Annotated in this window: 32 protein-coding genes and 1 riboswitch; of the genes, 18 read left to right on the top strand and 14 right to left on the bottom strand. The window is 68.5% G+C overall.

Annotated features, from left to right (window positions below; all coding sequences use genetic code 11):
* Positions 1-28: 28 nt before the first annotated feature.
* Complete coding sequence (locus ABZX92_RS33570) at positions 29-760, top strand: M50 family metallopeptidase (protein ID WP_355568371.1); 732 nt, start codon at positions 29-31, stop codon at positions 758-760.
* A 21-nt stretch (positions 761-781) separates the two neighbouring features.
* On the opposite strand, the gene ABZX92_RS33565 is transcribed toward ABZX92_RS33570, so the two are convergent.
* A complete protein-coding gene (locus ABZX92_RS33565; protein WP_355568368.1) occupies positions 782-1207 on the bottom strand; it encodes an ester cyclase in 426 nt (141 codons plus the stop codon).
* 148 nt (positions 1208-1355) lie between these two features.
* Between ABZX92_RS33565 and argS the strand changes: the two genes are divergently transcribed.
* Positions 1356-3089 carry an arginine--tRNA ligase gene (gene argS, locus ABZX92_RS33560; protein WP_355568365.1) on the top strand — a complete coding sequence of 578 codons (1734 nt, stop codon included), beginning with the start codon at positions 1356-1358 and terminating at the stop codon, positions 3087-3089.
* A 69-nt stretch (positions 3090-3158) separates the two neighbouring features.
* The gene (locus ABZX92_RS33555; protein ID WP_355568362.1) at positions 3159-3458 is read left to right on the top strand and encodes a WhiB family transcriptional regulator; all 300 of its coding nucleotides are present in this window, start codon (positions 3159-3161) and stop codon (positions 3456-3458) included.
* A gap of 92 nt (positions 3459-3550) precedes the next feature.
* Here ABZX92_RS33555 and ABZX92_RS33550 read toward each other — a convergent pair whose 3' ends face one another.
* Together ABZX92_RS33550 and ABZX92_RS33545 are read right to left on the bottom strand one after the other, a co-directional pair.
* Entirely contained in the window at positions 3551-4282 is a 732-nt protein-coding gene (locus ABZX92_RS33550; RefSeq protein WP_355568378.1) for a SigB/SigF/SigG family RNA polymerase sigma factor, read from the bottom strand.
* A 74-nt stretch (positions 4283-4356) separates the two neighbouring features.
* A complete protein-coding gene (locus ABZX92_RS33545; protein WP_355568359.1) occupies positions 4357-4794 on the bottom strand; it encodes an ATP-binding protein in 438 nt (145 codons plus the stop codon).
* A gap of 101 nt (positions 4795-4895) precedes the next feature.
* Here ABZX92_RS33545 and ABZX92_RS33540 point away from each other — a divergent pair, with 101 nt between their 5' ends.
* Positions 4896-5549 (top strand): ATP-binding protein, encoded by a 654-nt coding sequence (locus tag ABZX92_RS33540; RefSeq protein ID WP_355568357.1) that lies wholly within the window; start codon positions 4896-4898, stop codon positions 5547-5549.
* Here the strand turns inward: ABZX92_RS33540 and ABZX92_RS33535 are convergent.
* Both ABZX92_RS33535 and ABZX92_RS33530 read right to left on the bottom strand, forming a co-directional pair.
* The gene (locus ABZX92_RS33535; RefSeq protein WP_355568354.1) at positions 5539-5901 is read right to left on the bottom strand and encodes an STAS domain-containing protein; all 363 of its coding nucleotides are present in this window, start codon (positions 5899-5901) and stop codon (positions 5539-5541) included. The two genes, ABZX92_RS33540 and ABZX92_RS33535, sit on opposite strands and share 11 nt — an antisense overlap.
* 157 nt (positions 5902-6058) lie before the next feature.
* On the bottom strand, positions 6059-6739 hold the full coding sequence (locus ABZX92_RS33530) for an ANTAR domain-containing protein (protein ID WP_355568352.1): 681 nt from the start codon (positions 6737-6739) through the stop codon (positions 6059-6061).
* 253 nt (positions 6740-6992) lie between these two features.
* Here ABZX92_RS33530 and ABZX92_RS33525 point away from each other — a divergent pair, with 253 nt between their 5' ends.
* From ABZX92_RS33525 to ABZX92_RS33485, 9 genes are all read left to right on the top strand, one after another.
* Positions 6993-7196 (top strand): hypothetical protein, encoded by a 204-nt coding sequence (locus ABZX92_RS33525; protein ID WP_355568349.1) that lies wholly within the window; start codon positions 6993-6995, stop codon positions 7194-7196.
* 106 nt (positions 7197-7302) lie between these two features.
* Positions 7303-7884 carry a CDP-alcohol phosphatidyltransferase family protein gene (locus ABZX92_RS33520; protein ID WP_355568347.1) on the top strand — a complete coding sequence of 194 codons (582 nt, stop codon included), beginning with the start codon at positions 7303-7305 and terminating at the stop codon, positions 7882-7884.
* A 42-nt stretch (positions 7885-7926) separates the two neighbouring features.
* Entirely contained in the window at positions 7927-8310 is a 384-nt protein-coding gene (gcvH, locus tag ABZX92_RS33515; RefSeq protein ID WP_355568344.1) for a glycine cleavage system protein GcvH, read from the top strand.
* 113 nt (positions 8311-8423) lie between these two features.
* Positions 8424-8882 (top strand): glycogen accumulation regulator GarA, encoded by a 459-nt coding sequence (gene garA / locus ABZX92_RS33510; protein ID WP_030476302.1) that lies wholly within the window; start codon positions 8424-8426, stop codon positions 8880-8882.
* A gap of 33 nt (positions 8883-8915) precedes the next feature.
* Positions 8916-9470: a MerR family transcriptional regulator gene (locus tag ABZX92_RS33505; protein WP_355568375.1), complete on the top strand. Its 555-nt coding sequence runs from the start codon at positions 8916-8918 to the stop codon at positions 9468-9470.
* 151 nt (positions 9471-9621) lie between these two features.
* Positions 9622-10095 (top strand): bifunctional nuclease family protein, encoded by a 474-nt coding sequence (locus ABZX92_RS33500; protein ID WP_030468959.1) that lies wholly within the window; start codon positions 9622-9624, stop codon positions 10093-10095.
* Between the two features lie 306 nt (positions 10096-10401).
* Positions 10402-10968 carry a MerR family transcriptional regulator gene (locus ABZX92_RS33495; protein WP_109637263.1) on the top strand — a complete coding sequence of 189 codons (567 nt, stop codon included), beginning with the start codon at positions 10402-10404 and terminating at the stop codon, positions 10966-10968.
* Between the two features lie 147 nt (positions 10969-11115).
* Positions 11116-11211, top strand: a riboswitch (glycine riboswitch).
* Between the two features lie 164 nt (positions 11212-11375).
* A complete protein-coding gene (gene gcvP / locus ABZX92_RS33490; RefSeq protein WP_355568341.1) occupies positions 11376-14267 on the top strand; it encodes an aminomethyl-transferring glycine dehydrogenase in 2892 nt (963 codons plus the stop codon).
* A gap of 135 nt (positions 14268-14402) precedes the next feature.
* The gene (locus ABZX92_RS33485; protein WP_355568338.1) at positions 14403-15473 is read left to right on the top strand and encodes a hypothetical protein; all 1071 of its coding nucleotides are present in this window, start codon (positions 14403-14405) and stop codon (positions 15471-15473) included.
* On the opposite strand, the gene ABZX92_RS33480 is transcribed toward ABZX92_RS33485, so the two are convergent.
* From ABZX92_RS33480 to ABZX92_RS33465, 4 genes are read right to left on the bottom strand one after another with little or no spacing between them, the layout of a single operon-like run.
* A complete protein-coding gene (locus tag ABZX92_RS33480; protein WP_355568335.1) occupies positions 15470-15652 on the bottom strand; it encodes a hypothetical protein in 183 nt (60 codons plus the stop codon). The two genes, ABZX92_RS33485 and ABZX92_RS33480, sit on opposite strands and share 4 nt — an antisense overlap.
* A 7-nt stretch (positions 15653-15659) precedes the next feature.
* Positions 15660-16271, bottom strand: a complete 612-nt coding sequence (locus ABZX92_RS33475; RefSeq protein ID WP_355568332.1) for a class I SAM-dependent methyltransferase — start codon at positions 16269-16271, stop codon at positions 15660-15662.
* Positions 16264-16923 carry a maleylpyruvate isomerase N-terminal domain-containing protein gene (locus tag ABZX92_RS33470; protein WP_355568329.1) on the bottom strand — a complete coding sequence of 220 codons (660 nt, stop codon included), beginning with the start codon at positions 16921-16923 and terminating at the stop codon, positions 16264-16266. Before ABZX92_RS33470 ends, ABZX92_RS33475 begins: the two co-directional genes overlap by 8 nt.
* Before the next feature lie 2 nt (positions 16924-16925).
* Positions 16926-17303 carry a DUF3224 domain-containing protein gene (locus tag ABZX92_RS33465; RefSeq protein WP_355568326.1) on the bottom strand — a complete coding sequence of 126 codons (378 nt, stop codon included), beginning with the start codon at positions 17301-17303 and terminating at the stop codon, positions 16926-16928.
* 49 nt (positions 17304-17352) lie between these two features.
* On the opposite strand from ABZX92_RS33465, the gene ABZX92_RS33460 reads away from it, so the two are divergent.
* The gene (locus ABZX92_RS33460) at positions 17353-18324 is read left to right on the top strand and encodes a YafY family protein (RefSeq protein ID WP_355568323.1); all 972 of its coding nucleotides are present in this window, start codon (positions 17353-17355) and stop codon (positions 18322-18324) included.
* Positions 18312-19124, top strand: a complete 813-nt coding sequence (locus tag ABZX92_RS33455; protein ID WP_355568320.1) for an aldo/keto reductase — start codon at positions 18312-18314, stop codon at positions 19122-19124. The genes ABZX92_RS33460 and ABZX92_RS33455 overlap by 13 nt, the downstream gene beginning before the upstream one ends.
* Here ABZX92_RS33455 and ABZX92_RS33450 read toward each other — a convergent pair.
* The 3 genes from ABZX92_RS33450 to ABZX92_RS33440 form a co-directional block, all read right to left on the bottom strand.
* Positions 19111-20268, bottom strand: a complete 1158-nt coding sequence (locus tag ABZX92_RS33450) for a glycosyltransferase (RefSeq protein WP_355568317.1) — start codon at positions 20266-20268, stop codon at positions 19111-19113. The two genes, ABZX92_RS33455 and ABZX92_RS33450, sit on opposite strands and share 14 nt — an antisense overlap.
* 112 nt (positions 20269-20380) lie before the next feature.
* Positions 20381-22087 (bottom strand): substrate-binding domain-containing protein, encoded by a 1707-nt coding sequence (locus ABZX92_RS33445; RefSeq protein ID WP_355568314.1) that lies wholly within the window; start codon positions 22085-22087, stop codon positions 20381-20383.
* Between the two features lie 63 nt (positions 22088-22150).
* Positions 22151-22966, bottom strand: a complete 816-nt coding sequence (locus tag ABZX92_RS33440) for a 3-methyladenine DNA glycosylase (RefSeq protein WP_355568373.1) — start codon at positions 22964-22966, stop codon at positions 22151-22153.
* Between the two features lie 76 nt (positions 22967-23042).
* On the opposite strand from ABZX92_RS33440, the gene ABZX92_RS33435 reads away from it, so the two are divergent.
* The gene (locus tag ABZX92_RS33435) at positions 23043-23501 is read left to right on the top strand and encodes a DUF1801 domain-containing protein (protein WP_355568312.1); all 459 of its coding nucleotides are present in this window, start codon (positions 23043-23045) and stop codon (positions 23499-23501) included.
* On the opposite strand, the gene ABZX92_RS33430 is transcribed toward ABZX92_RS33435, so the two are convergent.
* Entirely contained in the window at positions 23476-23721 is a 246-nt protein-coding gene (locus ABZX92_RS33430) for a hypothetical protein (protein ID WP_355568309.1), read from the bottom strand. The genes ABZX92_RS33435 and ABZX92_RS33430 overlap by 26 nt on opposite strands.
* A 10-nt stretch (positions 23722-23731) precedes the next feature.
* Positions 23732-24160, bottom strand: a complete 429-nt coding sequence (locus ABZX92_RS33425; RefSeq protein ID WP_355568306.1) for a helix-turn-helix domain-containing protein — start codon at positions 24158-24160, stop codon at positions 23732-23734.
* Positions 24161-24239: 79 nt separating this feature from the next.
* On the opposite strand from ABZX92_RS33425, the gene ABZX92_RS33420 reads away from it, so the two are divergent.
* Positions 24240-24896 carry an SDR family oxidoreductase gene (locus tag ABZX92_RS33420; protein WP_355568303.1) on the top strand — a complete coding sequence of 219 codons (657 nt, stop codon included), beginning with the start codon at positions 24240-24242 and terminating at the stop codon, positions 24894-24896.
* A 139-nt stretch (positions 24897-25035) separates the two neighbouring features.
* Positions 25036-26499 carry a multicopper oxidase family protein gene (locus ABZX92_RS33415; protein ID WP_355568301.1) on the top strand — a complete coding sequence of 488 codons (1464 nt, stop codon included), beginning with the start codon at positions 25036-25038 and terminating at the stop codon, positions 26497-26499.
* Positions 26500-26749: the final 250 nt, after the last annotated feature.

Genomic DNA, 26749 nt, shown 5'->3' with positions numbered 1-26749 from the left:
AGCGCGTGTGTGAAGGGTAGGTGCCGCGGTGGCCGCGGATTCCGGGCACGCCGAATCGGTCAACGAACCGATCGGTCACCCGACCGGGGGTCTGCTGACTCATGAGGTCCTGATCACGTGGGGAACGGCGCTGGCCGCGTTCCTGGCGGTCGCGTTGCACGGGATCTGGCGGGTCACCCGCAATGTCATCACCATCGCGCACGAGGGCGGGCACGCGTTGCTCGCGGTGCTCACGGGCAGGCGGCTCAGCGGCATCAAGCTGCACTCCGACACCAGCGGTCTCACCGTTTCCCGGGGCAAGCCGCGCGGGCCCGGCATGGTCCTCACCGCCCTCGCCGGTTACCTCGCGCCCTCGCTGCTCGGGTTCGGGGCCGCGGTGCTCATCACGAACGAGCAGATCCAGCTGATGTTGTGGATCAGCATCGGGTTCCTGGCCGCCATGCTGGTCATGATCCGCAACGTGTTCGGCGTGCTCTCGATCATCATCACCGGCGGGGCGTTCTTCTTCGTGTCCTTCTACGCCTCCGCCGAGGTCCGGGACACGGCCGCGTACGTGTTCGCCTGGTTCCTGCTGCTCGGCGGGGTGCGGCCGGTGTGGGAACTGCAGGTCAAGCGGTGGCGGCGGCAGGCTCCCCGGTCCGATGCCGACCAGCTGGCCTGGCTGACCGGGGTGCCCGCGCTCGGGTGGGTGACCTTGTTCGGCGTCGTCAGCGTCACGGCACTGGTGGGTGGCGGGGCGTTGCTGCTCGGCCGGTGGTGACCGTCCACTCCGGACCCGCGGTCAGGCGTCGATGACGCCGAGTTGCCGCAGCTGGGAGAAGACGTCGACGACTCCCCAGATCTCGGCGATCCGCCCGCCGGCGAAGCGGACGATGAAGATCTCGGCGTAGTCGACGGACCTGCCGGTCGGTGGCAGGCCCCGGTACTCGCCCCGATGGGTGCCGGTGACCCGGTTGCGGTAGACGACCTCGTCCCCCTCCGCGACCACGTCCTCGATGGTGACCTCGATGTCGGGGAACGCCCGCAGCAGCGTCACCCACACCTGCTTGAGCGCCTCTGCCCCGGATCCGACACCGGGCTTCGGCGCGTGGAAGACGAGGCCAGGATCGGCGACCTCGTCGATCACCTTCGAGATGACCTCCGGGTCGCGGGTGCCGATGGCGTCGTGGAGACGGCGGAACGTTGCTTCGTTGATCGCTTTGCTCATGGCCACAGGACGCCGCATCCAGCCTGGACGTGACAGCTCGTGAGCCGCGTCACAGCTGCCGAACGCGTGTTCGAGCCGGGCGCGGTCGAATCAGGTTTGGCGCTGGGTGAAATACTTGGGGGAAAGCTTGCGGTGGAAGGTGGGTTCAGTGCTGCGTGGGGATGTCGGGCTCGAGCTGGGCCAGCGGGTTGCGCTTGCGTTGCGCGCTGCGCTGGACGTGGACATCACTGCGGAGGAAGCGCTGATCCGACCGTCCAACCGAGACGGTGCGGACTACCAGTGCAACGTCGCCATGAGCCTCTCGAAGAAGCTCGGCAAGAAGCCTCGCGAGGTCGCCGAGCTGATCGTCGGGCACCTGGACGCGGCGGACGCGATCGAGGCTCCGGAGATCGCCGGGCCCGGCTTCATCAACCTGCGGTTGAAGAAGGAATGGCTGGAATCGCAGGCGGCGGCGCTGCTCGGGGACGAGCGGCTCGGCGTGCCCCTGACCGAGGAGCCGCGGCGGATCGCGATCGACTACAGCAGCCCGAACGTGGCCAAGGAGATGCACGTCGGCCACCTGCGGTCGACGATCATCGGCGACGCGTTCTGCCGGCTGCTGACGTTCGCCGGGCACGAGGTCATCCCGCACAACCACCTCGGGGACTGGGGCACGCCGTTCGGGATGCTCATCGAGCACCTGACGGACGAGGGGCACGGCGCCGATCACGAGATCAGCGACCTCAACGCGTTCTACCAGCAGGCGCGGCAGAAGTTCGACAGCGAGCCGGAGTTCGCGGACCGGGCGCGGCGGCGGGTCGTGCTGCTGCAGGGCGGCGACGAGGCGACGCTCGCGTTGTGGCACGAGCTGGTCGGGGAGTCGCAGCGGCACTTCAACCAGATCTACGAACTGCTCGGCATCGGGCTGTCGGCCGGGGACAACTACGGGGAGAGCTTCTACAACCCGTACCTCGCGGACACGATCACCGAGCTGCAGCAGAAAGGGCTCGTCGAGACCAGCGACGGCGCGCTCTGCGTGTTCCCGCCGGGGTTCTCGAACCGGGAGGGCGACCGGCTGCCGTTGATCGTGCGGAAGAGCGACGGCGGGTACGGGTACGCCACCACGGACTTCGCGACCGTGCGCTACTGGGTGCGGGAGCGCAAGGTCGACGAGCTCATCTACGTCGTCGGCAACCCGCAGGCGCAGCACTTCCAGATGATCTTCGCGACGTCCAAGCAGGCCGGCTGGCTGGACGACGCGCACCGGGCCGTGCACACCGGGTTCGGCACGATTCTGGGGTCGGACGGCAAGACGATCCGGACGCGCGCGGGCGGGACGATCAAGCTCATCGAGCTGCTGACCGAGGCGGTCGAGAACTCGTACAAGGTGATGCCCGAAACGTCCGAAGTGGAGGGTGCGGAGAAGGACGCGCTCGCCAGGACGATCGGACTGGGCGCGGTGAAGTACGCGGACCTCTCGAACGACCGGGAGAAGGACTACGTCTTCACCTGGGAGAAGATGCTGGCGACGACCGGCGACACGTCGGTGTACATCCAGTACGCGAACGCCCGGATCCTCTCGATCGGGCGCAAGGTGGGGCGGGAGGCGCCCGCTGACGCGCCGCTGCTCCTGCAGGAGCCGGCCGAGCGGGACCTGGCGTTGAAGCTGTTGCAGCTGCCCACGGCCATTCAGGCGGCGGTCGACGAACTGGCGCCGCACAAGCTCACGAACTACCTGTTCGAGACGGCCACGGCGTTCTCGACGTTCTACAACCACTGCCCGGTGGCCACGGCGGAGTCGCAGGAGCTGCAGGACTCGCGGCTGCACTTGCTCACGCTCACGTCCCGGGTGCTCACGCTGGGGTTGTCGCTGCTGGGAATTGGCGCGCCCGAAAGGTTGTAGAAGGTTTACCGCTGGTCAGACCACGGGTACGCAGTGATCGCAACTCTTCCGCCCAGCAAGGGAGTCGCGATGACCTGCACGACCCGTCTGCCCAAGCCGGTCACCGACGTGTGGGACTGGCAGATGGAAGGGCTGTGCCGCGGCCAGAACAGCGCCGTCTTCTTCCACCCGGACAACGAACGCGGCTACGCCCGAGCCGCCCGGGAGGAGAAGGCCAAGGCGATCTGCGCGCACTGCCCGGTGCTGGCGCAGTGCCGCGAGCACGCCCTCGACGCCCAGGAGCCGTACGGCGTGTGGGGAGGCATGGGCGAGGACGAGCGGCGCCAGATCATCACCGCTGCCCGGCGCCGCGTCCGCGTGGCGTCCTAGCTGTGCGTGGCTGGTGCTGATAGCGCCTGCAAGTACTACCAACATCGAGGTTGGCGGTACCTGCAGACGCCATCAGGGCTGGCGCGCAGCCGTCACTCCTCCAGCACGTCCCGCAGTTGCCGCAACGTCTTCGCGAGCAACCGCGAGACGTGCATCTGCGAGATCCCGACCTTCTGCGCGATCTGCGTCTGGGTCATGTTGCCGAAGAACCGCATGATCACGATCTTCCGCTCCCGCTCGGGCAGCTTCTGCAGCAACGGGTGCAGTGCCTCCCGCTGCTCGATCATCGCGATCTCGGGGTCCTCCTCGCCGATGGTCGAACCCAGCGAGATCGAGGAGTCCTCGGACATCAGCATGTCGTCCAAAGACGCGCTCTGGTAAGCGTTTCCGGCCGCGAGTCCTTCGTGGATCTCCTCCCGGGAGAGCCCCAGGTGCTCGGCGAGCTCGGACGGCGTCGGCGCGCGCCCCAGCGACTGCGAGAGCCGCGAGGTGCCCGCGTTGATCGCCAGGTGCAGTTCCTTCAGGCGCCGCGGCATGCGGACGGACCAGCTGGAGTCGCGGAAGTACTTCCGCACCTCACCCATGATCGTCGGCACCGCGAAGGAAAGAAAATCGCTGCCGCGGTCCGGGTCGAACCGGTCGACCGCGTTGATCAGACCGACCGTCGCGACCTGCACGAGGTCCTCGTGCGGTTCGCCGCGGTGGCCGAACCGGCGGGCGATGTGCTGGGCGACCGGGAGGTGCTCGGTGACCAGGCGGTCCCGCAGCGTCTCCCGCGCGGGCCCCGGCGGGGTGGCCGCGAGCTCGGCGAACAGCGGGGCCAAGTGGTCGTAGTCACCGCCCTGCGAGGACTTCTTCTCCTCGGCAGGAGAGGTTTTGGTCGCCTCCTCCGAGCTGGTCACGCATCCACCGCCGCTCCTGCCGAGGATTTCACGAGGTCGATGTGGACCACGAACCCTTCGGCCTCGTCGACCCTGGTCTCCACGGAGTCGACGAGCGCGGTCAGCACGCGCCACCCGAAGCTGCCCTCGTCAGGCCCGGCGGCCGACTTGGTGGCGATCTGGGCGGACACGCGCACAGCACCTGTGCCGTCCACCGCGAAGTGGCAGCTCAGGACGGCGTCGTGCGCCGCCAGCGTGATCAACGTCGAGCACGTCTCGTCCACGGCGAGCTTCAGGTCCTCGATCGAGTCGAGATCGAAGTCCTGCCGCATGGCGATGTCCGCCGCTACGGCGCGGACGATGGACAGCTGCGTGGGATCCGCGGCCATCCTGAGTTCGACCCCTGACAAATGCGTCACACCCACCTCGTAGTCCGTTCTGCTGAAGGCCGGCATGTCATTGCCGTACCCGAATCGATCTCATTTCACACGTGTATTGGCCGGGCTACCTGGGAAGTCACCTGGCAGAGGCAACCCAGGGGAGGAGCGTTGTGCTGGTGCAAGAGGACTCCCTGGCCCTCCGCTTCCCGGCGGACCCGCACGAGGTGGCGCCCGTGCGGCACCAACTCCGCGAGTGGCTGCAGGGCAGCGGTTTCGACGAGGACGAAGCGAGCGATCTCGTCCTCGCGGTCAGCGAAGCGGTCAACAACTCGGTCGAGCACGCGTACCCGGCGCCCGCGCGCGGCACCGTCGAGGTCCGCGCGAGGATCGGCGACGACGGCACGGTCGCCGTCGACGTGTCCGACCACGGCCAGTGGCGCGTCCCGCCACCCGCGCTCACCATGCGCGGCAGAGGACTTCTGCTCATGCGGGAGAGCGTGGACGAGGTCGTGATAGACCGCTCGGCGAAAGGCACGACCGTGCGACTGCGCCGCGCCCGATCGCCCCTGACGCTCGGGCCGCAGGTGGCGCCCGACTGCGAGCTCCACGAGACCTCCTCCGGCGTCGTCGCCGTCGTCCGGGGCAACGTACCGGCAGAGGCCGGACCGGCACTGCGGCGCACGCTCACCACGGCGGCGCGCGGAGGTACCGTCCCGCTGACCGTCGACCTCACCCGGCTCGGTGAGGACAGGGCCGGGGTCCAGCAGGCGCTCCACGCGGTCGCCGAAGCGCTGGAGGCGGCGGGAAACCGCCTCACCGTCAGGCGCTGACAGCAGCGTCCACGGACTCGTGCACGCTGAACACCTCACCGAGACCCGTGGCCTCCAGAGGCCGCGTCACGGCCCGTGCGGTGGCCACGACCTTGAGGGCCGCGGAATGCTGTGGCGCCAGCCGGGCCGCCTCCACCAGAACCGCCAGGCCGGCGGACCCGAGGAACGTCACGCCGGTCATGTCCACCACGAAGGTGCCGCCGTCGGCCAGGCCGTTGACGAAGGCGTCGCGCAACGCGGGCGCGGACACCATGTCGACCTCGCCGGACACGGCGAGCACCGTGACACCGGCCGCCGGCTGGCTGGCCGACAGTGCGATGGTCTGCTCCGCTCGCGGGTCCTGCACAGTCACCGATGTACTCCCTCTCGCACCCAGAGAGCCACTACCGCAGCGGCTCCTAACGCGGCTGCTGGCTCAACCGCTGCGGCCTCACCGTACGTGAGTGGCCGCACCACAGGACAGGTCGAGCATTCCGTACCCAGCCACTGTGAAGCTCAAACGTGCGGTCTCACATCTTTCCCGGGGTTTTGAGCGCGTCCCAGAGTCTTCGTGCGACGTCGAACGCGACGGCCGGCGGCTCGACGACCTCCTCGGCGCTGTCCTCCAGGGTTCCGCCGACGACCAGCACCAACGCGGTCGCCACGTCCCGCAGCTTCACGTTGGCGCGCTGGCTCGCCCGCACCAGCAGTTCGAACGCTTCACCAGGCGCGCAGAGCCGCACCCCCATCAGCAGGCCCTTCGCCTGCTCGATGTAGCGCCGGTGCTGCACCATCCGCACCATCTGGTCGGCGCGCAGCACTTCACCCGCGCAGAACTCGACCATCGCGGCCGCGGTGGCCACGAGCGGCTCGATCTCCTCGATCACCTTCAGGTCCTCGACCCGCGGCGAGTGCGAGAGGTAGACCGTCAGCACCACCGGGCCGCTGTCACCCCAGCTGCCCGGCACCGCGACGACGTCCACGCCGCCGACCTGACCGGACACCTGCCGTTCGTCGCGAGAGGCCTCGACGAGCGGTCCCTCGCCCCCGTCCAGCTGGACCTGGTCGAGCTCGCCGGCCCGGCCGACGGCCCGCAGCAGCTTGCCCTCGGGCCACACGCTGAGGCCGACACCTTCGCAGCCGTCGAGCTGGGCGCAGAGGTGGTCCATCAACCGCGAGATGAGCTCAGTACCGAATTTCACCTGGTCCACGCAGTGAGGTTAGGCCACGCCGATATGTCGCAAACGTTGTGCGGTTGTCGCCGCACGACGAACGGTTGCACTGACAACCAACCTGTTATCCGTCCGGCTTCGGGCCCGAACAGCTCGGCGCGCCGATTGATCCAGTTAACGCTAAGGACCCAAACAGGACACGTGTTCTGAACCACAGTCCGCCAGAATTCGTTCTCAGGGATAACGCCGGAGCCCCGGTGCGCGACATCCCTGATGTCACGGAGGGACTGAGATGAGAACCGCCATGGAGATCCAGCCACACGAGGCCGAGGAGCTGCCCACCACGCCTTGCAGCGTCGTGTGGAGCCGGGGTCACGCGTATGTGCTCGAGGGTCTTCGCGCTCGCTGGGTCGGCCGGGACGACCGGGGCCGCCCGCACGCCATCTCCGGCGCCGAGATGCAGCGCCGAGGATGGACGCTCTTCAAGACAGCCTGAGCTTCTGCAACACCGCGGTAACTTCACCGCCACCCGCAACCAGTCGCACCGCGTGCCGTGACGCCATCCGGCAGCCCCTGCGCAGTCACTCGTTTAGAGTGCGGGTGTGCGTGATCCGGCTGATCGCCTGCTGACGATTCCGAACCTGCTCAGCGTGTTGCGGCTGGCCGGTGTTCCGCTCTTCCTGTACCTGTTGCTCGGACCCCGCGCGGACGGCTGGGCGCTGCTCGTCCTCGTCCTCGCGGGGCTGTCCGACTGGCTGGACGGCAAGATCGCCCGCTGGTTCAACCAGATGAGCAACCTGGGCGCGCTGCTCGATCCCGCCGCCGACCGCCTCTACGTGTTCTGCACGCTGCTGGCGTTCGTGATCAGGGACATCGTGCCGCTGTGGATCGCTCTCGTGCTGGTGGGGCGAGAGCTCGTCGTCGGCGTCTGCCTGCTGATCCTGCGGCACCGCGGCTGGGGCCCGTTCGAGGTCACCTACCTGGGCAAGGCCGCGACGTTCAACCTGCTGTACGCCTTCCCCCTGCTGCTGCTCGCGCAGGGCGACTCGGCGTGGGCGCAGGTCGCCCAGCCGTTCGCCTACGCCTTCACGGCCTGGGGCGGAGCGCTCTACCTGTGGTCGGCGCTGCTGTACGTCTACCAGTTCTTCTCGGCCCTGCGGGTCACTCCCACCAAGGCCGCGTGAAAAGATCACCCCATACAGGTTTAGCACGAGGAGCGCAGTCAGTTGATTCCCGAGGAGCTTCGCTACACCGAGGAGCACGAGTGGGTCGCCAGCACGGGCGAGAACACCGTGCGCGTCGGCATCACCGACTACGCCCAGGAACAGCTCGGTGACGTCGTCTTCGTCCAGCTGCCCGAAGTCGGCCACACCGTCGCAGCGGGCGACACGTTCGGCGAGGTCGAGTCCACCAAGAGCGTGTCCGACCTCTACTCGCCGCTCGACGGTGAGGTCGTCGCCATCAACGACGCGTTGGTGCAGGCACCCGACTCGGTGAACACCGACCCGTACGGCGAGGGCTGGATGGTGGAGATCCGGCTGAACGACCCGGACGCGCTGGAAGGCCTGCTGGACGCTGACGGGTACAAGGCGTTGGTGGAGAAGGAGTGACGTCGATCTTTCGCCGGATCTTCGGCCGGAAGGGGAGCCGCGCTGAAGGTGGCGACCCGAACGCGATAGGTTTTACCGGAAGTGACGGATCCAGCAGCAGGAGGAGAGCTCAGGTGAGCACGAACGACGGCCCAGGCGTTCCGCCGGAGCAGTCCCCGGAGCGGACCTCCGTCTTCCGGGCGGACTTCCTCCAGGAGATGGAGGGCGGCGCCGAGGCGCCCGCCCAGGAGCCGGCAGTTGCCGGTGTTGACGCACTTCCCGCCGGTTCCGCGCTGCTCGTGGTGAAGCGCGGCCCGAACGCCGGGTCCCGGTTCCTGCTGGACCGCGACACGACGAGCGCAGGGCGCCACCCCGACAGCGACATCTTCCTGGACGACGTGACGGTCTCGCGCCGCCACGCCGAGTTCCGCCGGGAGAGCGGCGAGTTCGTCGTCATCGACGTCGGCAGCCTCAACGGCACCTACGTCAACCGCGAGCCGGTCGACCAGGCCGTCCTCGCGAACGGCGACGAGGTCCAGATCGGCAAGTTCCGCCTCGTCTTCCTGACGGGTCCTGGCTCCGCGGGAGCCTGACGCGTGACGGCCGGGCGGCCACAACGTGGGGGACTGAGCATCGGGGCGGTGCTCTCGCAGCTCCGCCCCGAGTTCCCCGAGGTGTCCATCTCCAAGATCCGCTTCCTGGAAGCGGAGGGGCTGGTCCGCCCGGCTCGCACAGCTTCCGGTTACCGCCAGTTCTCCGTGGCGGACGTCGAGAGGCTGCGCTTCGTGCTGTCCGCACAACGCGACAGATACCTGCCGCTCAAGGTGATCCGCGAACAACTCGACGCCACCCCTGTGGACTCCTCGTCGTTGTCGCGGGTCGAACTGCTGGCGCAGACCGGAATCAGCGCCGAACAGCTGTCCCAGCTGGAACGCGACGGCCTGCTGCGCGCCGGCCCCGGCGGCCGGTTCACCGTCGACGACATCACCGCGCTCCGCACGATCCGGACTATGACCGGACTCGGCGTCGAGCGCGAACACCTGCGCGCGGTTCGCGCTGCGGCGGACCACGAGGTCGTTGTGCTGAAGTCCTTCTCAGATCCCGAGACGGTCCGGGAATTGGCTGACCTGTTCACCTCGTTGCACACGTTGTTGGTAAGAGCGGGCTTGCGGCAGTCCTGATCTGTCAGGTTCGAGTGCAGTCTTGATCACGATCTGCCCGCAACAATTGAGCACACGGCCCGCTTGGCGGGTAGCGTCGAACAGGTACGCCGGGGGATGCTCGGGTGTGAATCCGGGTACTCCCGAACGACATAGAGGGAGGCGAGGCCCGATGAGCGAGATGCGTGTCGTCGGCGTGCGGGTGGAGCTGCCCCAGAACCAGCCGATCCTTCTTCTGCGCGAAACCGAGGGCGAGCGGTACCTGCCGATCTGGATCGGCTCCGTCGAAGCCACGGCCATCGCGCTCGAGCAACAGGGCGTCCGCCCGGCCCGGCCTCTCACACACGACCTGCTGAAGGACGTCATCGGAGCGCTGGGACGCAACCTCGAACAGGTGCGGATCACCGACCTGCAGGAGGGCACCTTCTTCGCCGAGCTCGTGTTCGACGGCGACGTGCGGGTCTCCGCGCGGCCCTCGGACTCGGTGGCGCTGGCGTTGCGCGTCGGGGTGCCGATCCACGCCGAGGAGTCGGTGCTGGCCGAGGCCGGCCTGATCATCCCGGACGAGCAGGAGGACGAGGTCGAGAAGTTCCGCGAGTTCCTCGACTCGGTCTCCCCTGAGGACTTCCGAGGCGCAGACACCTGAGTTTTGCTCGGGCGTCGCTGTCTGTCTCGTTTGGAACCACCGTACCTCCGGGGCCTGTCGCTCAATTGGGCTACTTTCCGCTTGATTTGCGCGCTAAACGATCACTAAACGTCACCTGAACCTCCTGGTTCGGGTGACGTTGTCACTCTCTACCTGAGGTTGAGGGTCGACACTCCCCGCGCGTCGCGTTGACCAGCCCTCTGGCCGGTCTTACCGTCGAACTCGAGTGGACGTCGCTGGTTCGCGCGAGCTGACGCAGCGGCTTGACGGCCATGAGTTTCGTGGTCGTTCCGAGGGGAGGCAGGCGTGGTCGAGGAAGCGCCCGTGCGGGCCGAATCCGGGCAGCAGGGTGAGCTGTTCCCGGACTCCTCGCTGCCGGACGAACTCGTCGGCTACCGGGGTCCCGCGGCGTGTCAGATCGCGGGCATCACGTACCGGCAGCTCGACTACTGGGCCAGGACCGGGCTCGTCGCGCCGACGGTGCGGATGGCCCACGGGTCCGGCAGTCAGCGGTTGTACTCCTTCAAGGACATCCTGGTTCTGAAGGTCGTGAAGCGGTTGCTGGACACCGGTGTCTCGTTGCAGAACATCCGGGTCGCGGTCGACCACCTGCGCCGTCGCGGCGTGCAGGACCTGGCGAAGATCACGCTCTTCTCGGACGGGACGACCGTCTACGAGTGCACCTCGCCGGAAGAGGTCGTGGACCTGCTGCAAGGCGGTCAGGGCGTGTTCGGCATCGCGGTTTCCGGTGCCATGCGGGAGATTTCCGGGACGATCCACGAGTTCCCGGCCGAACGTGCGGACGGCGTCGAGATCGCTCCCATGACCGAGGACGAGCTGGCTCGCCGACGCCGGGAACGCGCGACGGGCTGACCCTGCCCGGCTGGTACGCGGGGCCCCCGCGTACTGCAGGAGAGTACGAAAGCTCCCCGCGTACTCAACGAGGGTCGTTGCTGAGACGTTCGTCGCGTCCCTGACGACTACCTGGGCAGCCTGCGGGTATTCTTCGCGGGTAGTCGCTGAACTCAGGCGGGAGAGACCGGGTTTCACCCCCGGCGCCGAAGGAGCAAGTTCCTCCCCGGGAACCTCTCAGGCACCCAGGACCGCGTGAGCTAGACGCCTCTGGAAAGTGGAGCCCTCCGCCCGATTTTCGGGAGGGATCCCGCCGACGGTGAAAGTCCCGGTCACGGCCGGGGTGAACCTCTCAGGCGCCCTTCGGGGTACGGACAGAGCGGGGAGGGCACCAGGACACGTGTGCCCGCAGCCCCCGGAGGCGTTTGATGACGCAGGACCGCATTCCGCTCGCCGCTCTCGAGCACGGCACCCCGTTCGCCGACCGCCACGTCGGTCCGCGCCCGGCCGAACTCGCGCGCATCCTCGACGTCATCGGCGTCGGATCGCTGGAGGAGCTGGCGCAGCACGCGGTGCCTTCGTCCATTCACGAGCGCGACCTCGTGCTCGACCTGCCCGCTCCGGCGACGGAGACCGAGGCGCTCGCCGAGCTGCGTGAGCTCGCGTCGCAGAACCGCCCGATGACGCAGATGATCGGCCTCGGCTACTACGACACCGTCACGCCGGGCGTGATCCTGCGCAACGTTCTCGAAAGCCCGGCCTGGTACACGGCCTACACGCCGTACCAGCCGGAGATCTCGCAGGGCCGCCTCGAGGCGCTGCTGAACTTCCAGACCATGGTCGGCGACCTGACCGGCCTGCCGGTCGCGAACGCGTCCATGCTGGACGAGTCGACCGCCGCCGCCGAGGCGATGACGCTGGTGCGCCGCGGCGGCCGCTCGAAGTCGAACAAGTTCGTCGTCGACGCCGACACGCTGCCGCAGACGCTGGCCGTGATCGAGACGCGCGCCGAGCCGCTGGGCATCGAGATCGTCGTCGCGGACCTGTCGCAGGGCATCGAGGGCCTCGGCCTGGGCGGCGACTTCTTCGGCGTGCTGCTGTCGTACCCCGGCGCGTCCGGTGTGGTGCGTGACCAGAAGGACCTGATCGAGGAGATCCACAACGCCGGTGCGCAGGCCGTCGTCGTCGCGGACCTGCTGGCGCTGACGCTGCTGCGCGCGCCGGGCGAGATCGGTGCGGACGTCGTCGTCGGCACCACGCAGCGCTTCGGTGTGCCGATCGGCTTCGGTGGCCCGCACGCCGGGTACATGGCCGTCCGGTCCGGTTTGGAGCGTCAGCTGCCCGGCCGTCTGGTCGGTGTCTCGGTCGACTCCGACGGTTCGCTCGCTTACCGCCTCGCGCTGCAGACCCGTGAGCAGCACATCCGCCGCGAGAAGGCCACGTCGAACATCTGCACCGCGCAGGTGTTGCTCGCCGTGATCGCCTCGATGTACGCGGTCTACCACGGTCCTGAGGGCCTGCGGGCGATCGCGACCCGCGTGCACCGCTTCGCCACCGTGCTCGCCACGGGCCTGTGCGAGGCCGGTCTGGACGTCGTGCACGGCGAGTTCTTCGACACCGTGCAGGTTCGGGTCGAGGGTCGCGCGGCTGAGGTCGTCGAGAAGGCGCGTTCGTTCGGCATCAACCTGCGTCAGGTCGACGCCGACGTCGTGGCAATCGCTTGCGACGAGAAGACGACGCGTGCGCACCTCGTCGCGGTGTGGGAAGCGTTCGGTGTGACGGGGTCCGATGTGGACGCCATCGACGCCGACACCGCGGACGGCATCCCGGCTGACCTGCGCCGCACGTCCGACTACCTGACCCACCCGGTCTTCCACGCGCACCGCTCCGAGACCGCGCTGCTGCGGTACCTGCGGGCGTTGTCGGACAAGGACGTCGCGCTCGACCGCAGCATGATCCCGCTCGGCTCCTGCACGATGAAGCTGAACGCCACCGCGGAGATGGAGTCCATCACGTGGCCGGAGTTCTCGACGCTGCACCCGTTCGCGCCGGTCGAGGACGCCAAGGGGCTGCTGAAGATCGTCTCCGACCTGGAGGCGTGGCTCGCCGAGGTCACCGGCTACGACGCGGTGTCGTTGCAGCCCAACGCCGGTTCGCAGGGTGAGTTCGCCGGTCTGCTCGCGATCCGCGCGTACCACCGTTCGCGCGACGAGGCGGCGCGTGACGTCTGCCTGATCCCGTCGTCCGCGCACGGCACCAACGCCGCGTCCGCCGTCATGGCCGGCATGCGGGTCGTCGTCGTGAAGTGCGACGACAAGGGCAACATCGACATGGGTCACCTGCGCGAGACCGTCGCGGAGCACTCCGACGACCTCGCCGCGATCATGATCACCTACCCGTCGACGCACGGCGTGTACGAGGACACGGTCCGCGAGGTCTGCGGCCTGGTGCACGACGCGGGCGGCCAGGTGTACGTCGACGGCGCGAACCTCAACGCGCTCATCGGCCTGGCGCGCTACGGCAAGTTCGGTTCGGACGTCTCGCACCTGAACCTGCACAAGACGTTCTGCATCCCGCACGGTGGCGGTGGCCCCGGTGTCGGCCCGATCGGTGTGCGCTCGCACCTCGCGCCGTTCCTGCCGAACCACCCGCTGCAGCCGACCGCCGGTCCCGCCACGGGTGTCGGTCCGATCTCCGCCGCCCCGTGGGGTTCCGCGTCGATCCTGCCGATCTCGTGGGCGTACGTGCGGATGATGGGCGGCGACGGCCTGCGCCGCGCGACCCTGACCGCCGTGGCCGCCGCGAACTACGTCGCCCGGCGCCTGGACGAGCACTACCCGGTGCTCTACACGGGTGAGGGCGGCTTCGTGGCCCACGAGTGCATTCTCGACCTGCGCCCGATCACCAAGGCGACCGGCGTGACGGTCGACGACGTGGCGAAGCGGCTCGCGGACTACGGCCTGCACGCCCCGACGATGTCGTTCCCGGTCGCGGGCACGCTGATGGTCGAGCCGACCGAGTCCGAGGACCTGGCCGAGATCGACCGGTTCATCGACGCCATGATCGCCATCAAGCGCGAGATCGACCGCGTCGGCGCCGGCGAGTGGCCGGTCGAGGACAACCCGCTGCGCAACGCCCCGCACACCGCGGCCAGCGTGACCGTCGGCGAGTGGAACCACCCGTACACCCGCGAGGAGGCCGTCTACCCGGCCGGTACTTCTGCTCCGAAGATCTGGCCGCCCGTCCGCCGCATCGACGGCGCGAAGGGCGACCGCAACCTGGTCTGCTCCTGCCCGCCGCTCTCGGCGTACGGCAGCTGATCCGGTACTCCGAAGGGGCGCACTCGGGGGTGCGCCCCTTCGGCATTTCTGGGGCCAGTCGGGTGGAAACGTTGTGGTGCAAGGAAATTTCGTAACGCTCGCTGATCAACTGCCGACTGATCGAGCGTGCGAACGATGGCGGAGACCGCCGATGAGATCAAGGACTCGGTCGTCGAGGCGATGGCCCAGGCAGGCCACGACCGCAAGCGGCTGCGGTCGGTCGGGCTGACGTCGGACGCCGCCGTGTCGGCCGCGTCGACGAGCTATCCGGACGGCTCGGCGCTGATCGGGATCTCCGAGGCCGTGCTGGCCCTGGTCCCGGTCTACAGCAGGCACCTGGCCCTGGCCGTCGCCCGCCCGAACTCATTCCTCAGGCGCCTGCGGAGACAACGCCCCTTCGACACCGCGCTGCTCGCCGCCCTCCTGCGGTACACGAGCCGCGTCGAGCGTTCGTCCGGCTCCGTGCGGACTCTGACGATCCCGCTGGAACCCTTCCAGCAGCACACGGCAGACCTGCTGGCCACGCACAGCCTGCGGTTCGTCATCGCGCACGAGCTGGCCCACCACCTGCGTGGCCCGTTGGACGCCGATCGCCTCGCCTACCAAGCGGTGCTCGCGGCGCACGACTCCGGCCCGCCGTCGCTGGTGCCGTTGGGCGCCCTCGTGGCCGTCACCGTCGTGCACAACGTCGAGAAGTCGCTGTTCGTGCGGGGTGCCGGCCACCCGCCCGTGGAACGCCGGCTCGGCGTGCTGTGGGAGGAGGTCCCGTTCCACGACCGTGCGTCGTTCAACACCGCCGCCGCCCAGCTGTCCGAGGCGACGGACCTGGCCACCAACTTCACCCAGGGCTCGCCCCCGCGGGTCTCCTGGGACCTGCTGCCCGACGTCGCCGGGCACCCGTTCGTCCGCTGCGACGAGCTCCAGTCGCTCACCCCGGCCCAGCTGGTGATCGAACTGCACCGCTGGCCATCCATCGGCTCCGGCGCCCGAGCGTTGCTGGACGGCCGCCTCGACGACGCCGCGGGCCAGTGGGAGCTGCCGCTCGCGCTGTTCCGCGCCTGGCAGGTCGCCACGCCGCTGGCCGCGTCCACCCTGCGCCTCGCGCTCCAGAAGGTGCGCGGGCTGGAGGAGCTGACTCCGCTGGAGAGGTGCCCCGTCGTGGAAGCGATGGCGGCGCTGGTCGAGCACAGGGTCATCGGCGCCTAGCCTGCGGCCGGGCAGGCGGGGTCGCCGCAGTCCTCGTCGACGCCGAGGCCGGGCTTGTTCAGGTCGTGCTCGAACGCGAAGTGGAAGCACTCGGGATGCATGCGCTCGAACAGCTCGAAGTCCTCGCGGTCCAGCTCGACGTTCTCGCCGCAGCGCTGACAGGTCTGCTCATCTGACACGGCCGGATCATCTCACCCCGCGCCGCGCGAAGATGACGGCTCCGTCCGTGCCCAGCAGCCACTGGGCCTCGACGGAGAACCCCGCCGCCCGCAACCACTCCGCCACTCGCTCGGGCGGCCGCAGGTGCACGTGCACCCGCATCGGACGCCCGCCGTACCCCTGCGTCTTCAGGTTCGTCGTGTCACCGACGTGGAAACCGAGCACCAGCAACCCGTCCGGCTCCAGCGCGTCGTGGAAGTGCCCGAAGACCACGGGCACCTCGTCGTCCGGGACGTGGATCAACGACCACCACGCGAGGATCCCGGCCACCGGCGTGCCGAGCGGCTCCGTCATCGAACCGACCTCGAACCGCAGCCCCGGATGCTCCCGCCGGGCCAGCGAGATCATCGCGGGGGAGAGGTCGACGCCGAACACGTCCACCCCGAGGTCGTGCAGGTGCGCGGTGACCAGACCGGGTCCGCAGCCGACGTCCGCCACGGGTCCGCGCACCAGCTCCGCGAACAACCTCAGCGCTGCCCGCACATACGGCAGTTCGGCGATGAGAGCGCGCGTGCAGTCGGCATAGCTGACCGCGACGGTGTCGTACGAGTCCCGCGTGTCGGCGAGCCAGTCACTCACTGAACGGCTCCGGCCGGTGTCGTCCGAACAACGCCAGCGCCGCGATCCACGTGTCCGGGTCGCCGTCCCAGTCCAGCGCCTTGATCTGGTCGGCCGACCGCCGCCCGCCGATGGCCCGCATCAGCTCGAACGAGGTCGTCCGCAACGTCCCCTCCGGCTCGCCGTGCCCGAGCACCCGGTCGCCGTGCTCCAGGGTGATCCGCAACGCCGGCACCTCGTTGTCCCGCATCCGCTGATCCAGCTGCTGCAACGGTTTCGTCAACGCGGCGCGGACCGCGACGCCGTCCCGATCGCCGGGAACCGCCAGCGCCGCGCGGAGATCGTGCTCGTGCTGCACCACCTCGGCGATCAGCACGGACCCCATCGGGGTGTCGAACAGCGGCTCGGCCAGCGAGCGGTTCGCCTCCCACTCGGCGAACGCGTCGTCCAGTGTGTTGGCGCGGCGGTCGCGGACCTGCCGTTCGCCCCACTCGCCGGACTCGACGCCGTCGAACCGGCGGTCCACGAAATCACGCAGACCGCCGGCCAGATGCGCCACGACATCCTTGACCGACCAGCCCGGGGTCGCCGCCACGGGCGTCTGCGGATCCCTGTCCTGCACCAGCTCGGTGATCCGCTGCTTGGTCGCGTCGTAGATGGGGGCGTTGGTCATCGTCAGACCTCGTACTCCAGGGTGTAGGTGCCGCTGCCATCCTCCGCCCAGTCGACCGTCGCCGCACCTTTCGCCCCCGCGTAGGCGCCGGTGCCGTCCAGAATCTCGATCACGGCCTCGACGCCGGTCCGGTACGCGCCGACGTGCCGCAGGATCACCGTGCCCTCGTCGGTCGTGATCTCCTCCAGCGCGGTCGTCCACGCCACGTCGTCGCCGTACGACATGAGGTAGCGGCAGTTCCCGGTGCCGCTGATGTCGCCCGCGTAGGAGAACTGGACGTGCGCCTCGGTCAGCTTGCGCCCCTCGACCTCCTTGTAGGAGCGGCCGTCCCACGTGTTCTCGTCCCAGCTCTTCACTTCGATGGTTCCGGTTGCCTTCATGTCGACCACTCTGCTGGCAGATCCTGACAGTTCGTGTCAGGTTTAACTCATGAAGTCCAGCAGGCTCATCCAGGTCCTGCTGCTCCTCCAGTCGAGGGGCCGGATGACTGCGGACGAACTGGCCGCTGAGCTGGAGGTCTCGCCGCGCACCATCTACCGCGACATCGACGCGTTGAGCGCGGCCGGCATCCCGATCTACGCCGACCGCGGCCCGACCGGCGGGTACCAGCTGATCGACGGCTACCGCACCCGTCTCACCGGCCTGACCAGTTCCGAGGCCCAGTCGTTGTTCCTCGCCGGGCTCCCCGGGCCGGCCGAGGAGCTGGGGTTGAAGGAATTCGCCGCAGCAGCCCAGCTCAAGCTGCTGGCCGCGCTGCCGACCGAACTGAGGTCGCGGGCCGAGCAGATCCGCCAGCGCTTCCACCTCGACACCCCGACGTGGTTCCGCGGCGACGAGCCCACCGAGCACCTCGCCACGATCGCCGACGCCGTCTGGGAGCAACGGCGCGTGCGCATGACCTACCAGCGGTGGGGCAACCAGACCGTTCAGCGAGAAGTCGACCCGTACGGCCTCGTTTTGAAGGCGGGCACCTGGTACTTCGTCGGCAGCGGCCGCACCTACCGCGTGTCCCGGGTCCGGGAACTGCAAGCCTCGGGTGGCACGTTCGAGCGGCCGGAGGACTTCGATCTCGCGCGCTTCTGGGCCGAGTGGTCCGAGCAGTTCGAGGCGCGCATGTACGGCGAGCGCATCACGGTCCGCATGACGCGAGCAGGCCTCGACAAGACCCGGTACCTGCTCAGCGGCTACCAGGCGCGCGTGATCAGGCAGCTGGAGCCCGAACCGGGCGAGGAGTTCGGTTTCCCGACCGAGTCCACCCGGCACGCGGTCGCTGACCTGCTCAAATTCGGCGCCGACGTCGAGGTGATCGCTCCGGACGAGTTGAGACACGAAATCATGGCCACGATCAAGGCGATGCACGACGTCTACAACGATGCGAAGCTACCCGCATGGTTCCGCTGATCTCGTTGAACAACGGAGTACGGATCCCTCAACTGGGCTTCGGCGTCTTCCAGGTGCCGGAGGACCAGGTGGCCGGCGCGGTCACGACCGCGATCGAAGCCGGCTACCGCAGCATCGACACGGCGGCCGCCTACCACAACGAGACCGGGGTCGGCGACGCGATCGCCGGCGTCCCCGACCTGTTCGTCACGACCAAGCTGTGGAACTCCGACCAGGGCTACGACTCGACGCTGCGCGCGTTCGACGCGAGCATGCGGCGGTTGCGCCGGGACGTGCTCGACCTCTACCTCATCCACTGGCCGGTACCGTCCCGCGACCTGTACGCGGAGACGTGGCGTGCCTTGGAGCAGCTCTACGCGGACGGCCGAGTCCGCGCGATCGGCGTCTCGAACTTCCAGACGCGGCACCTGCAGCGCCTCTTCGACGAGTTCCCGACCACCCCGGCGGTGAACCAGATCGAGCTGCACCCGTTGCTGCAGCAGGAAGAGATGCGCAAGGTCCACGTCACCCACAAGATCGTCACCGAGGCGTGGTCACCGCTGGCCCAGGGCGCGCTGCTGCGGCAACCGGACATCACCGCCCTCGCCGAGAAGTACGCGAAGACCCCGGCTCAGATCGTGCTGCGCTGGCACGTCCAGCTCGGCAACGTGGTGATCCCGAAGTCCGTCACGCCGTACCGGATCAAGGAGAACATCGACATCTTCGACTTCGAGCTGGCGCAGGACGACATGACGGTCATCGCCGAGCTCGACAACGGCACCCGCACCGGCCCCGATCCCGACCGCTTCAACGTCGCTTGAGCAGTTCCCCGACCAGGTCCGCCGCCCTGGCCGCGCCACCGGCCGCCTTGATCTGCCGCCCCAGTTCGCGGGCGCGCTCTCGGTGGCGCGGCTCTTCCAGCACCTGATCGACTGCTTCCCGCAGCCTCGTGGGCTTCCGCCGGGTGATCGCGGCTCCTGCGCGTGTCACGCGTTTGGCCACCTGGGCCTTGTCCAGCTGGCCCGGCACGACGACCATCGGCACGCCCGCCTCCAACGCCGCCAGCACGCCGCCCCACCCGCCGTTGGTGATCATCACGTCGGTTCGCGGCAGCAGCAGGTCGTGGGGGATGAACTCGGCCGCGCGCACGTTGCCCGGCAACGGTCCCAAGGTTTCTGCTGGCGCGCCTCCGGTCGTGACCACCACCAGGGCGTCGTGGTCTCCGAGCGCCTTCATCGCGGGCCTGAGCAGGTCGTCCGCGCCCGTCTCCAGCGTCCCCTGCGTCACGTGCACGACAGTCCGGCCGTCGAGCTCGGGCCACCACTCGGGGAGCCCTGTTCGCTTCGCCGGACTGATCAACCGTCCGACGAACCGGGTCTGGTGTGGTGGTCGAACGGTCTCCAGCTCTCTCATGCCTTGTGCCAGCAGGAGTTCTGGCGAGTAGAAGGCCTCCAGCGCGCCGGATCTGGGCTGGAGGCCCACTTCCGCCCGCATGCGGTTGAACATCCCGTCGGCGATCAGCCCCGACACCGCACGTGCGAGCGGGCGGCTGGCGACCAGCGGTGTCACCGCGACCGTCACCCACGGCACGTCCTCGATCTCGGCGGCCATCGCGGCCCCGAACGCCAGGTGATCCGTGACGACCAGGTCGAACTCGGTCTCCAGCACGTCCTTCGCCTGGGCCGCACCGGTTCCGACCAGCACGTCGCGGACGTTCGCGAAGTTCGCTCTCATCCCCTTGCCGTCGCCGATCGCCGGAAACGTCTTGTTGAGCTCGGCGTCGTCGAAGTCCGGCGCGTGCTGCCACGGCAACCACTCGGCGCCCTCGAACCTGTGCCGGTACTTCGCGCCGGTGTACGCGATGACGTGGTGGCCGCGCCGGACGAGCTCGTGCGACACCGCCGCCATCGCGCCCACATGCCCGGCGAACGGCATCGACGCGACCAGGATCCGCAGTTCCCCCATGCAGGGAGCAACGGCCCGCCAGGGCGCGTGGTTCCCCTATGGCCGCGCACCACACACACGACTCTGGCCGGGTTCCCCCAGTTTCAATTCTAGGGCGCGGGTCTGACAGGCCTCAGGCCTTCGTCGACAGCACCTGTCCGAGTGCCGCGTCGACCCCGTCCGGGTTCTCCACCACGGACACCGAGCCGCCGGTGGTCTGCGCGATGTCCTGCAGCGCGTCCTTGTCGACCTCGGCACCGATCGCGATGAAGCTGACCGCCAGATCCTTGCCGTGCAGCCGGCTCTTCAGCGCCGCCAGGTCGATCCCGCCGTCCGAGGTGCCGTCGGTGATCACCACGACCCGGTTGATCCGCCCGGCCACGAACCCGTCGTGCGCCGATTCGTAGCAGGCCGCCAGCGAGGTGTAGAGCTGCGAGCCGTCAGAGGTCTTCAGCCCGTCCAGGGAGCGACGCAACGCCTCGCGCTTCTCCGCCACCGGTCCGGTGCCCACCAGCTGCTTGTAGGGCTTGGAGCCGTCCAGGTCGCGCGCGAACTCCCAGAGCCCGAACGACCCGGACACCGATCTGTCGATCTGGCCGCGCACCGCGGCCTTCACCTTGTCGAGCCGGGGTTTCATCGACGTCGACACGTCCGCGAGCACCGTCACGACCTGCCCGCCGCGGTCGGCGGAAGCCCACGCCGACGAGATCTGCTGCGTCGTCACCGCGTCGGCCGCCACCAGGTTCTCGGTCACCGCGGCCCACGACACACCGGGGGAGGGCGACGGGCGGTCCTGAGTGGACGAGACCCGCAAACCACCGGCCGCCAGGATCTTCTCCCGTGCCGGGTCGGTCATGAACTCGCGGAACGCCTGCGCCGCACGCACCTCCGCCTCACCGACCTCGGAGCCGCCCAAGGCGATGTACGGGAAGTCCGCCACCGGCGTCGGCCCGAGCGGAAGCACGCCCACGAGCGGCTTCGACGGCGCTTCCTTGCCGGTGTTGTGCTTGTAGAGGTCCACTTCGGACACCGGCGTGACGCTGAAGCCCGCCGCGTTCACCGTCGCGCTGTCTCCCAGACGCTGCAACGCTTCCCACGTCGTCGCCGGCACCTCGGGCGGAACCGCGGCGGCGAGCTTCGACAGCGCGGCCTTCGACGCCTCTGACCCGAGCGACGAAGCCGTCACCGGCCCCTTGCCGCCCGCCAGCGCGGACTGGATCGCCAGCGCGGAAGCCGTGTTCGTGGCCGGATCGGGCATCGCGACGCTGAACCGTCCCCACGACTGACCGAACTTGCTCCAGTCCGTGGTCTCTGGCAGGTCCGACCAGCGGAAGTCCTTCAGCACGGGCGCGGCCGCCTCGGGCGCCGCGAGCAGCATCGGCGAGGTGCCGACCGACTTCGGTGCCGCCCCGACGAGCTTCGCGTTCAGAGCCGTCAACCGGTTCGCCCACAACGTCGAGTCGGGCAGCCACGCGTGCGGCCGGCCGCCGAGCTTCCCCGAGTCCCAGGACGTCGTCAGGCCCTCCAGCACCGCGGCCGAGTCCGCCGAGATGACCTCGACGGCGATGCAGTGGTCGTACACAACGGGCCGCGTGGCGCTCCATGCGCGCGCGACATCCGCCACGGACTCGGCAACGCTCGGCGTCGCGGCAACGCGCAGCACCGAGTTGCCCTCACTGCAGTTCTGCGCCAACGCCCTGGCACGACTGTCGAGCACACCACCGGCCCACGACCAAGCGAGCCAGCCGAGGCCGATCAGCACGACGAACACGACGATGAGCACGGGCCACTTGGCGATCCCGCGCCGCACCCTCGCCCGCAGCGCGCGGTGTCGAGACATCGATCCCTCACAACTACTCAGCGGCCCCCGACGACCGCCAATCACGCTAACAGGTGAACTTGGTCAGCGAAGTGAAGTCACTCCATGTATCGACTGGCAAACGAACACGAGCCGTTCTCGCAACGACCGCGCCCGCTCAGCGAACGCCGCCTGCCTCCGAACGTACTCCGCCCGCCCGTCCGGGGTCTCGATCGGCACCGGCGGGTAGCCCAGCCCAGCCAGGTCGTACGGGGAGGCCTGCATGTCGAGTTCGCGCACGTCAGCGGCCAGTTCGAAGCAGTCGGCGACCAGGTCCGACGGCGTCGCGGGCTCCAGCTTGTACGCCCACTTGAAGAGGTCCATGTTCGCGTGCAGGCACCCCGGCTGCTCGTTCGCGACCTGCTCCTCCCGCGTGGGCTGCAGAGTGTTGCGAGGCCGCGCGGGCTGCGTGAAGAACCTGAACGCGTCGAAATGCCCGCACTGGATCCGGCTGGCCTCCACCACGGCGTCCGTCCCGTCGCTGCCGAGCCGAAGCGGCCACGCGTTGTGCCTGACCTCCTCGGGCTGCTGCCGGTAGACCATCGCCCACTCGTGCAGCCCGAAGCACCCGAGCCGTGCCGGCCTGCTCAGCGTCGCCGTGAGCAGGGCTTCCACGAACTCCAGCGTCTTCTCCCGCTGCCGGGTGAAGCTCTCCACGTCGAGCGTGACGCCGTCCGACGTGGCCTTGTAGTGCGGAAACTCCAGGTACTCCGCGGCGTCCTCCAACACGACACCAGGCCCCGGATGCCACCGTTCGAGCCGCACGGGCCGATGGCTGTAGTACGTGAAGAGGAAGTCCATGACGGGGTGCTTCTCACGCCGAAGCTTCCGCTCCTGGTGCGGCCCGGTGAACCGACGCATCCGCGCGACGTGTGCCTCGCGCAACTCGTGCCATTCGGCTCGTTTCAGGACCTCCACGACCGATTACCGTACGCGCATGGCGAAGAGCAATGCCTCCACGGTCGAGGAGTACCTGGCCGAACTGCCTGATGAGCGGCGTGCCGAGGTCAGCGCTGTGCGCGACGTCATTCTCGCCAACCTGCCCGACGGCTACGTCGAGCAGATGGACTGGGGCCTGATCACCTACGCCGTGCCGCTGGAGGTGAGCGGCCCGACGTACAACAAGAAGCCGCTCATGTACGCGGCGCTGGCGGCCCAGAAGAACTATTACGCCGTCTACCTGACCACGGTGATGGAGGAGTTCGAGGAGTCGTTCCGCACCAGGTGGGCCGCCACCGGCAAGAAGCTCGACATGGGCAAGGCCTGCGTCCGCTTCAAACGCTCCGCGGACCTGGCCCTGGACGTCATCGGCGACGAGATCGCCCGCCTGCAGGTCCCGCAGTTCCTCGACTGGCACGAGGAGAACAGGGCTAAAGGGGCGGCACGAGCCCGTTGAACGTCCGCGCGCCGTTGCAGTGCGGGCACTCCCGCCCGTTGTCGACGGTCCGCGGCGCACCCCCGATGATCGCGAGCGTGGGCGCCGCGATGTAGCTCGCCCCTCCGCACAGGTGACACACCGTGCGCGGCTCGGGTGTGACGGCGAAGAGGTCGTCCGGGTCTTCCTCGTCCTCGAAGTCGTCGTCCTCGGCGAACTCGTCCTCGTCGTCCTCACTCATGCCGCACAACTTAGTGGACCGGCTGAGAAGCGCGGGTCAGCGACTCCAGGGATGCCTCCTCGCCGCAATACGCGCACACGACGCGTGGCTCCAGCGCACGCCCACAAGAGTGTTCGTACACCAGCGGGAGGGGCCCCTCGGTCACGTATTGATCGCCCCACTCCTTCAGCATGAGCAGCACGGGATGCAGCGCACGGCCCGCCTCGGTCAGGTGGTACTCGTGCCGCACCGGCTGTGAGGAGTACTGCACCTTCTCCAGCACGCCGGCGCTGACCAGCTTCTTGAGCCGCGCGGCCAGCACATCCCGCGAGGCGCCCGTGTACGCCGCGATCTGGTCGAACCGGGTGTTGCCGAAGAAGACCTCGCGCAACGCCAGCAACGACCAGCGTTCGCCGACGACCTCCAGCGCGTTCGCGATCGAGCAGCTTCGAGGGGCCATGTGACGTCCCTATCAGTGGGTTGGGAAATCAAACCTACCTCCGCGGGGTTGGTTTGAGAAGACAACCTAGGAGGTAGTGATGGACTTCAGCACTGCAACCGTCCTGGTGACCGGTGCCAACCGAGGACTCGGCCGGACGTTCGCCCAGGAGCTCGTGAAGAGGGGCGCGAAGGTCTACGCGGGGGCGCGCAACCCGGCGTCCGTTGTGGACGAAGGCGTCATTCCGGTCCAACTGGACGTGACCGACGACGCGTCGGTGGCAGCCGCGGCCAAGGAACTGGGAGACGTCTCGATCGTCATCAACAACGCCGGCGTGCTCGTCGCGGGCGAGGACGTTGACAGCATCAAGGCAGAATTCGAGGTCAACTTCTTCGGGCTGGTGCGGATGACCGACGCGTTCGCGCCCATTCTGAAAGCCAATGGCGGTGGCACGTTGGTGAACGTGCTGAGCATCCTGTCGTTCATCGGCCGTCCGGACTGGCGGGGCTACGCGGCGTCGAAGGCCGCGGGCTGGTCGCTGACGAAGTCGACGCGGCAAGCCCTGCGAGGACAGGGAACTCACGTCATCGCGGTGCACGCCGGTTTCATCGACACCGACCTGGCCGCCGGTGAGGCCGGACCCAAGCTTGCGCCGGAGGACGTCGTTTCCCAGGTGCTGCAAGCGATTCAGAACGGTGATGACGAAGTGCTCGCGGACGAGCGCACTCGTTCGGTGAAGGCCGCACTGGCCTTTTGAGACGGTCACCCCTGCACAGGAAGGGCCGTCCTGGAACTAGGTGTTCCCCCTGAGCGTCCGGCGTAGGTTTCCGCCGCATCCAACCGCCGCGGAAGCGTTCTCACGCTCGCATCCGCCTGGGGCGCTTAGGGGAACAGCGATGCTCAACAGACGAAGTGTGCTCGCCGCGGGAGGTGTCGCGGCCGGCGTGCTCGGTGTGCCGCAACTGCTCGCGCCTGCCGAGGGTCACGAGGACTCGGCGCACGGTGAGCACGCGAGGACGTTCGTGGAGTCGAAGACCTTCACCGGCGCAAAGCCGGAGATCGTGCCGTGGACACGCGCGATGCCGGTGCCGCCGGTGCTCAAACCGGTGGTGTCCACGGCGAAGCAGGAGATCTACCAGCTCTCGATCGAACGAACGACGGCGGAGATCCTGCCCGGGCTGACGTCGCCGGTCATGGGCTTCGGCGGTCAGTTCGTCGGCCCGACCATCAGGGCGAAGACGGGCCGCAAGACGCTGATCCTGTTCCACAACAAGATGGACGAGGCCGCCAACGTCCACCTGCACGGCGGCCACGTCGCTCCCGAGCACGACGGCCACCCGAAGGACGTGATCGAACCGGGCCGCACCCGCCTCTACCTCTACCCGAACTCCCAGCAGGGCACGACCCTCTGGTACCACGACCACAGCCACGGCACCGAAGCCGCGCACGTCTACTTGGGACTGCACGGCGCCTACGTGATCGAGGACGACTCCGAACGCGCGCTGAACCTGCCCTCCGGCGCCTACGACATCCCGATCCTGTTGCGGGACATCCAGTTCGACGACAGCGGCAACATCGTGGTCTTCGACGACCCGTCCAAACGCACGGTGGTGCTCGCCAACGGTGTCCCGCAGCCCTACTTCGAGGTCGCCGCCCGCAAGTACCGGTTCCGCCTGGTCAACTCCGCCAACCAGCGCGTCTTCCACCTCAAGCTGACCGGCGACAAGTTCACCCGCATCGGCTCCGACGGCGGCCTGCTCGCCGACACACTGGAACAGGAGGAGCTCGTCCTCTCCTCGGCCGAACGCTCCGACATCGTCATCGACTTCTCGAAGTACCCGGTGGGATCGCACGTCGTGCTCACCGACTCGGTGGCAGGCGAGATCCTCCGCTTCGACGTGGTCCGCCGCGCCTCCGACTCCAGCCGCGTGCCCGCGAAGCTGCGCCCGTTGCCCGCGATGCCTTACTCCACAGTGGACCGCGTGGTCGACCTGGCGTTCTTCTTCAAGCCCAACGACCGCCCGGACGGCACGATCAACGGCAAGGTCTTCGACATGGACCGCGTCGACTTCACGATCAAACGCGGCACCACCGAGACGTGGCTGATCAAGAGCTCCGACCCGACCGGCGTCAAGCACAACTTCCACCTGCACCTGGTCCAGTTCCGCGTGCTGGAGCGCAACGGCGGCCCGCCCCTGCCCGGCGACGCGGGCCTCAAGGACACGATCCCGATCACCGCCGGCGACACGGTGAAGGTGCAGGCCACGTTCACCGGCTACACCGGCCGCTACGTCTACCACTGCCACTTCCTCGAACACTCGTGGATCGGCATGATGGCGCAGCTCGAAATCGTCCCCTAGTGCCGAAGTTCCCACACCACGTCGACTCCGACGCGGTTGCCGATCGCGGGCTCGCGCGGCGATGTGCGGCGGTCGATCTCGGTGAACCCGAGGCGCCGCTTTCGCGAGGTGGGCAGGGCCCCGCCCTCCTCGGGGGCAGACCGGCCAATTAGGTCAGCCTATTCGCGAAATGGCCGTGTCAAGCCACCTCTGGGCGATCTGTGGACAACTCGCGGATGCCGCGGCAGTTGTCCACAGATCGCCGAGCGGG

The sequence above is a fragment of the Lentzea sp. NPDC006480 genome, assembly GCF_040611995.1.
Classification (GTDB): Bacteria; Actinomycetota; Actinomycetes; order Mycobacteriales; family Pseudonocardiaceae; genus Lentzea.
The sequence above is the reverse complement of the archived record's forward strand: the minus strand, read 5'-3'. Positions and strand labels throughout refer to the sequence as shown.

Bases quoted from the DNA above. Each gene is read 5' to 3' on its own strand.
- ABZX92_RS33565 (WP_355568368.1), bottom strand. From the start codon at position 1,207: ATGAGCAAAGCGATCAACGAAGCAACGTTCCGCCGTCTCCACGACGCC.
- ABZX92_RS33555 (WP_355568362.1), top strand. From the start codon at position 3,159: ATGACCTGCACGACCCGTCTGCCCAAGCCGGTCACCGACGTGTGGGAC.
- ABZX92_RS33545 (WP_355568359.1), bottom strand. From the start codon at position 4,794: ATGCCGGCCTTCAGCAGAACGGACTACGAGGTGGGTGTGACGCATTTG.
- ABZX92_RS33525 (WP_355568349.1), top strand. From the start codon at position 6,993: ATGAGAACCGCCATGGAGATCCAGCCACACGAGGCCGAGGAGCTGCCC.
- ABZX92_RS33500 (WP_030468959.1), top strand. From the start codon at position 9,622: ATGAGCGAGATGCGTGTCGTCGGCGTGCGGGTGGAGCTGCCCCAGAAC.
- gcvP (WP_355568341.1), top strand. From the start codon at position 11,376: ATGACGCAGGACCGCATTCCGCTCGCCGCTCTCGAGCACGGCACCCCG.
- ABZX92_RS33485 (WP_355568338.1), top strand. From the start codon at position 14,403: ATGGCGGAGACCGCCGATGAGATCAAGGACTCGGTCGTCGAGGCGATG.
- ABZX92_RS33470 (WP_355568329.1), bottom strand. From the start codon at position 16,923: ATGACCAACGCCCCCATCTACGACGCGACCAAGCAGCGGATCACCGAG.
- ABZX92_RS33465 (WP_355568326.1), bottom strand. From the start codon at position 17,303: ATGAAGGCAACCGGAACCATCGAAGTGAAGAGCTGGGACGAGAACACG.
- ABZX92_RS33460 (WP_355568323.1), top strand. From the start codon at position 17,353: ATGAAGTCCAGCAGGCTCATCCAGGTCCTGCTGCTCCTCCAGTCGAGG.
- ABZX92_RS33455 (WP_355568320.1), top strand. From the start codon at position 18,312: ATGGTTCCGCTGATCTCGTTGAACAACGGAGTACGGATCCCTCAACTG.
- ABZX92_RS33450 (WP_355568317.1), bottom strand. From the start codon at position 20,268: ATGGGGGAACTGCGGATCCTGGTCGCGTCGATGCCGTTCGCCGGGCAT.
- ABZX92_RS33445 (WP_355568314.1), bottom strand. From the start codon at position 22,087: ATGTCTCGACACCGCGCGCTGCGGGCGAGGGTGCGGCGCGGGATCGCC.
- ABZX92_RS33440 (WP_355568373.1), bottom strand. From the start codon at position 22,966: ATGCGTCGGTTCACCGGGCCGCACCAGGAGCGGAAGCTTCGGCGTGAG.
- ABZX92_RS33435 (WP_355568312.1), top strand. From the start codon at position 23,043: ATGGCGAAGAGCAATGCCTCCACGGTCGAGGAGTACCTGGCCGAACTG.
- ABZX92_RS33430 (WP_355568309.1), bottom strand. From the start codon at position 23,721: ATGAGTGAGGACGACGAGGACGAGTTCGCCGAGGACGACGACTTCGAG.
- ABZX92_RS33425 (WP_355568306.1), bottom strand. From the start codon at position 24,160: ATGGCCCCTCGAAGCTGCTCGATCGCGAACGCGCTGGAGGTCGTCGGC.
- ABZX92_RS33420 (WP_355568303.1), top strand. From the start codon at position 24,240: ATGGACTTCAGCACTGCAACCGTCCTGGTGACCGGTGCCAACCGAGGA.
- ABZX92_RS33415 (WP_355568301.1), top strand. From the start codon at position 25,036: ATGCTCAACAGACGAAGTGTGCTCGCCGCGGGAGGTGTCGCGGCCGGC.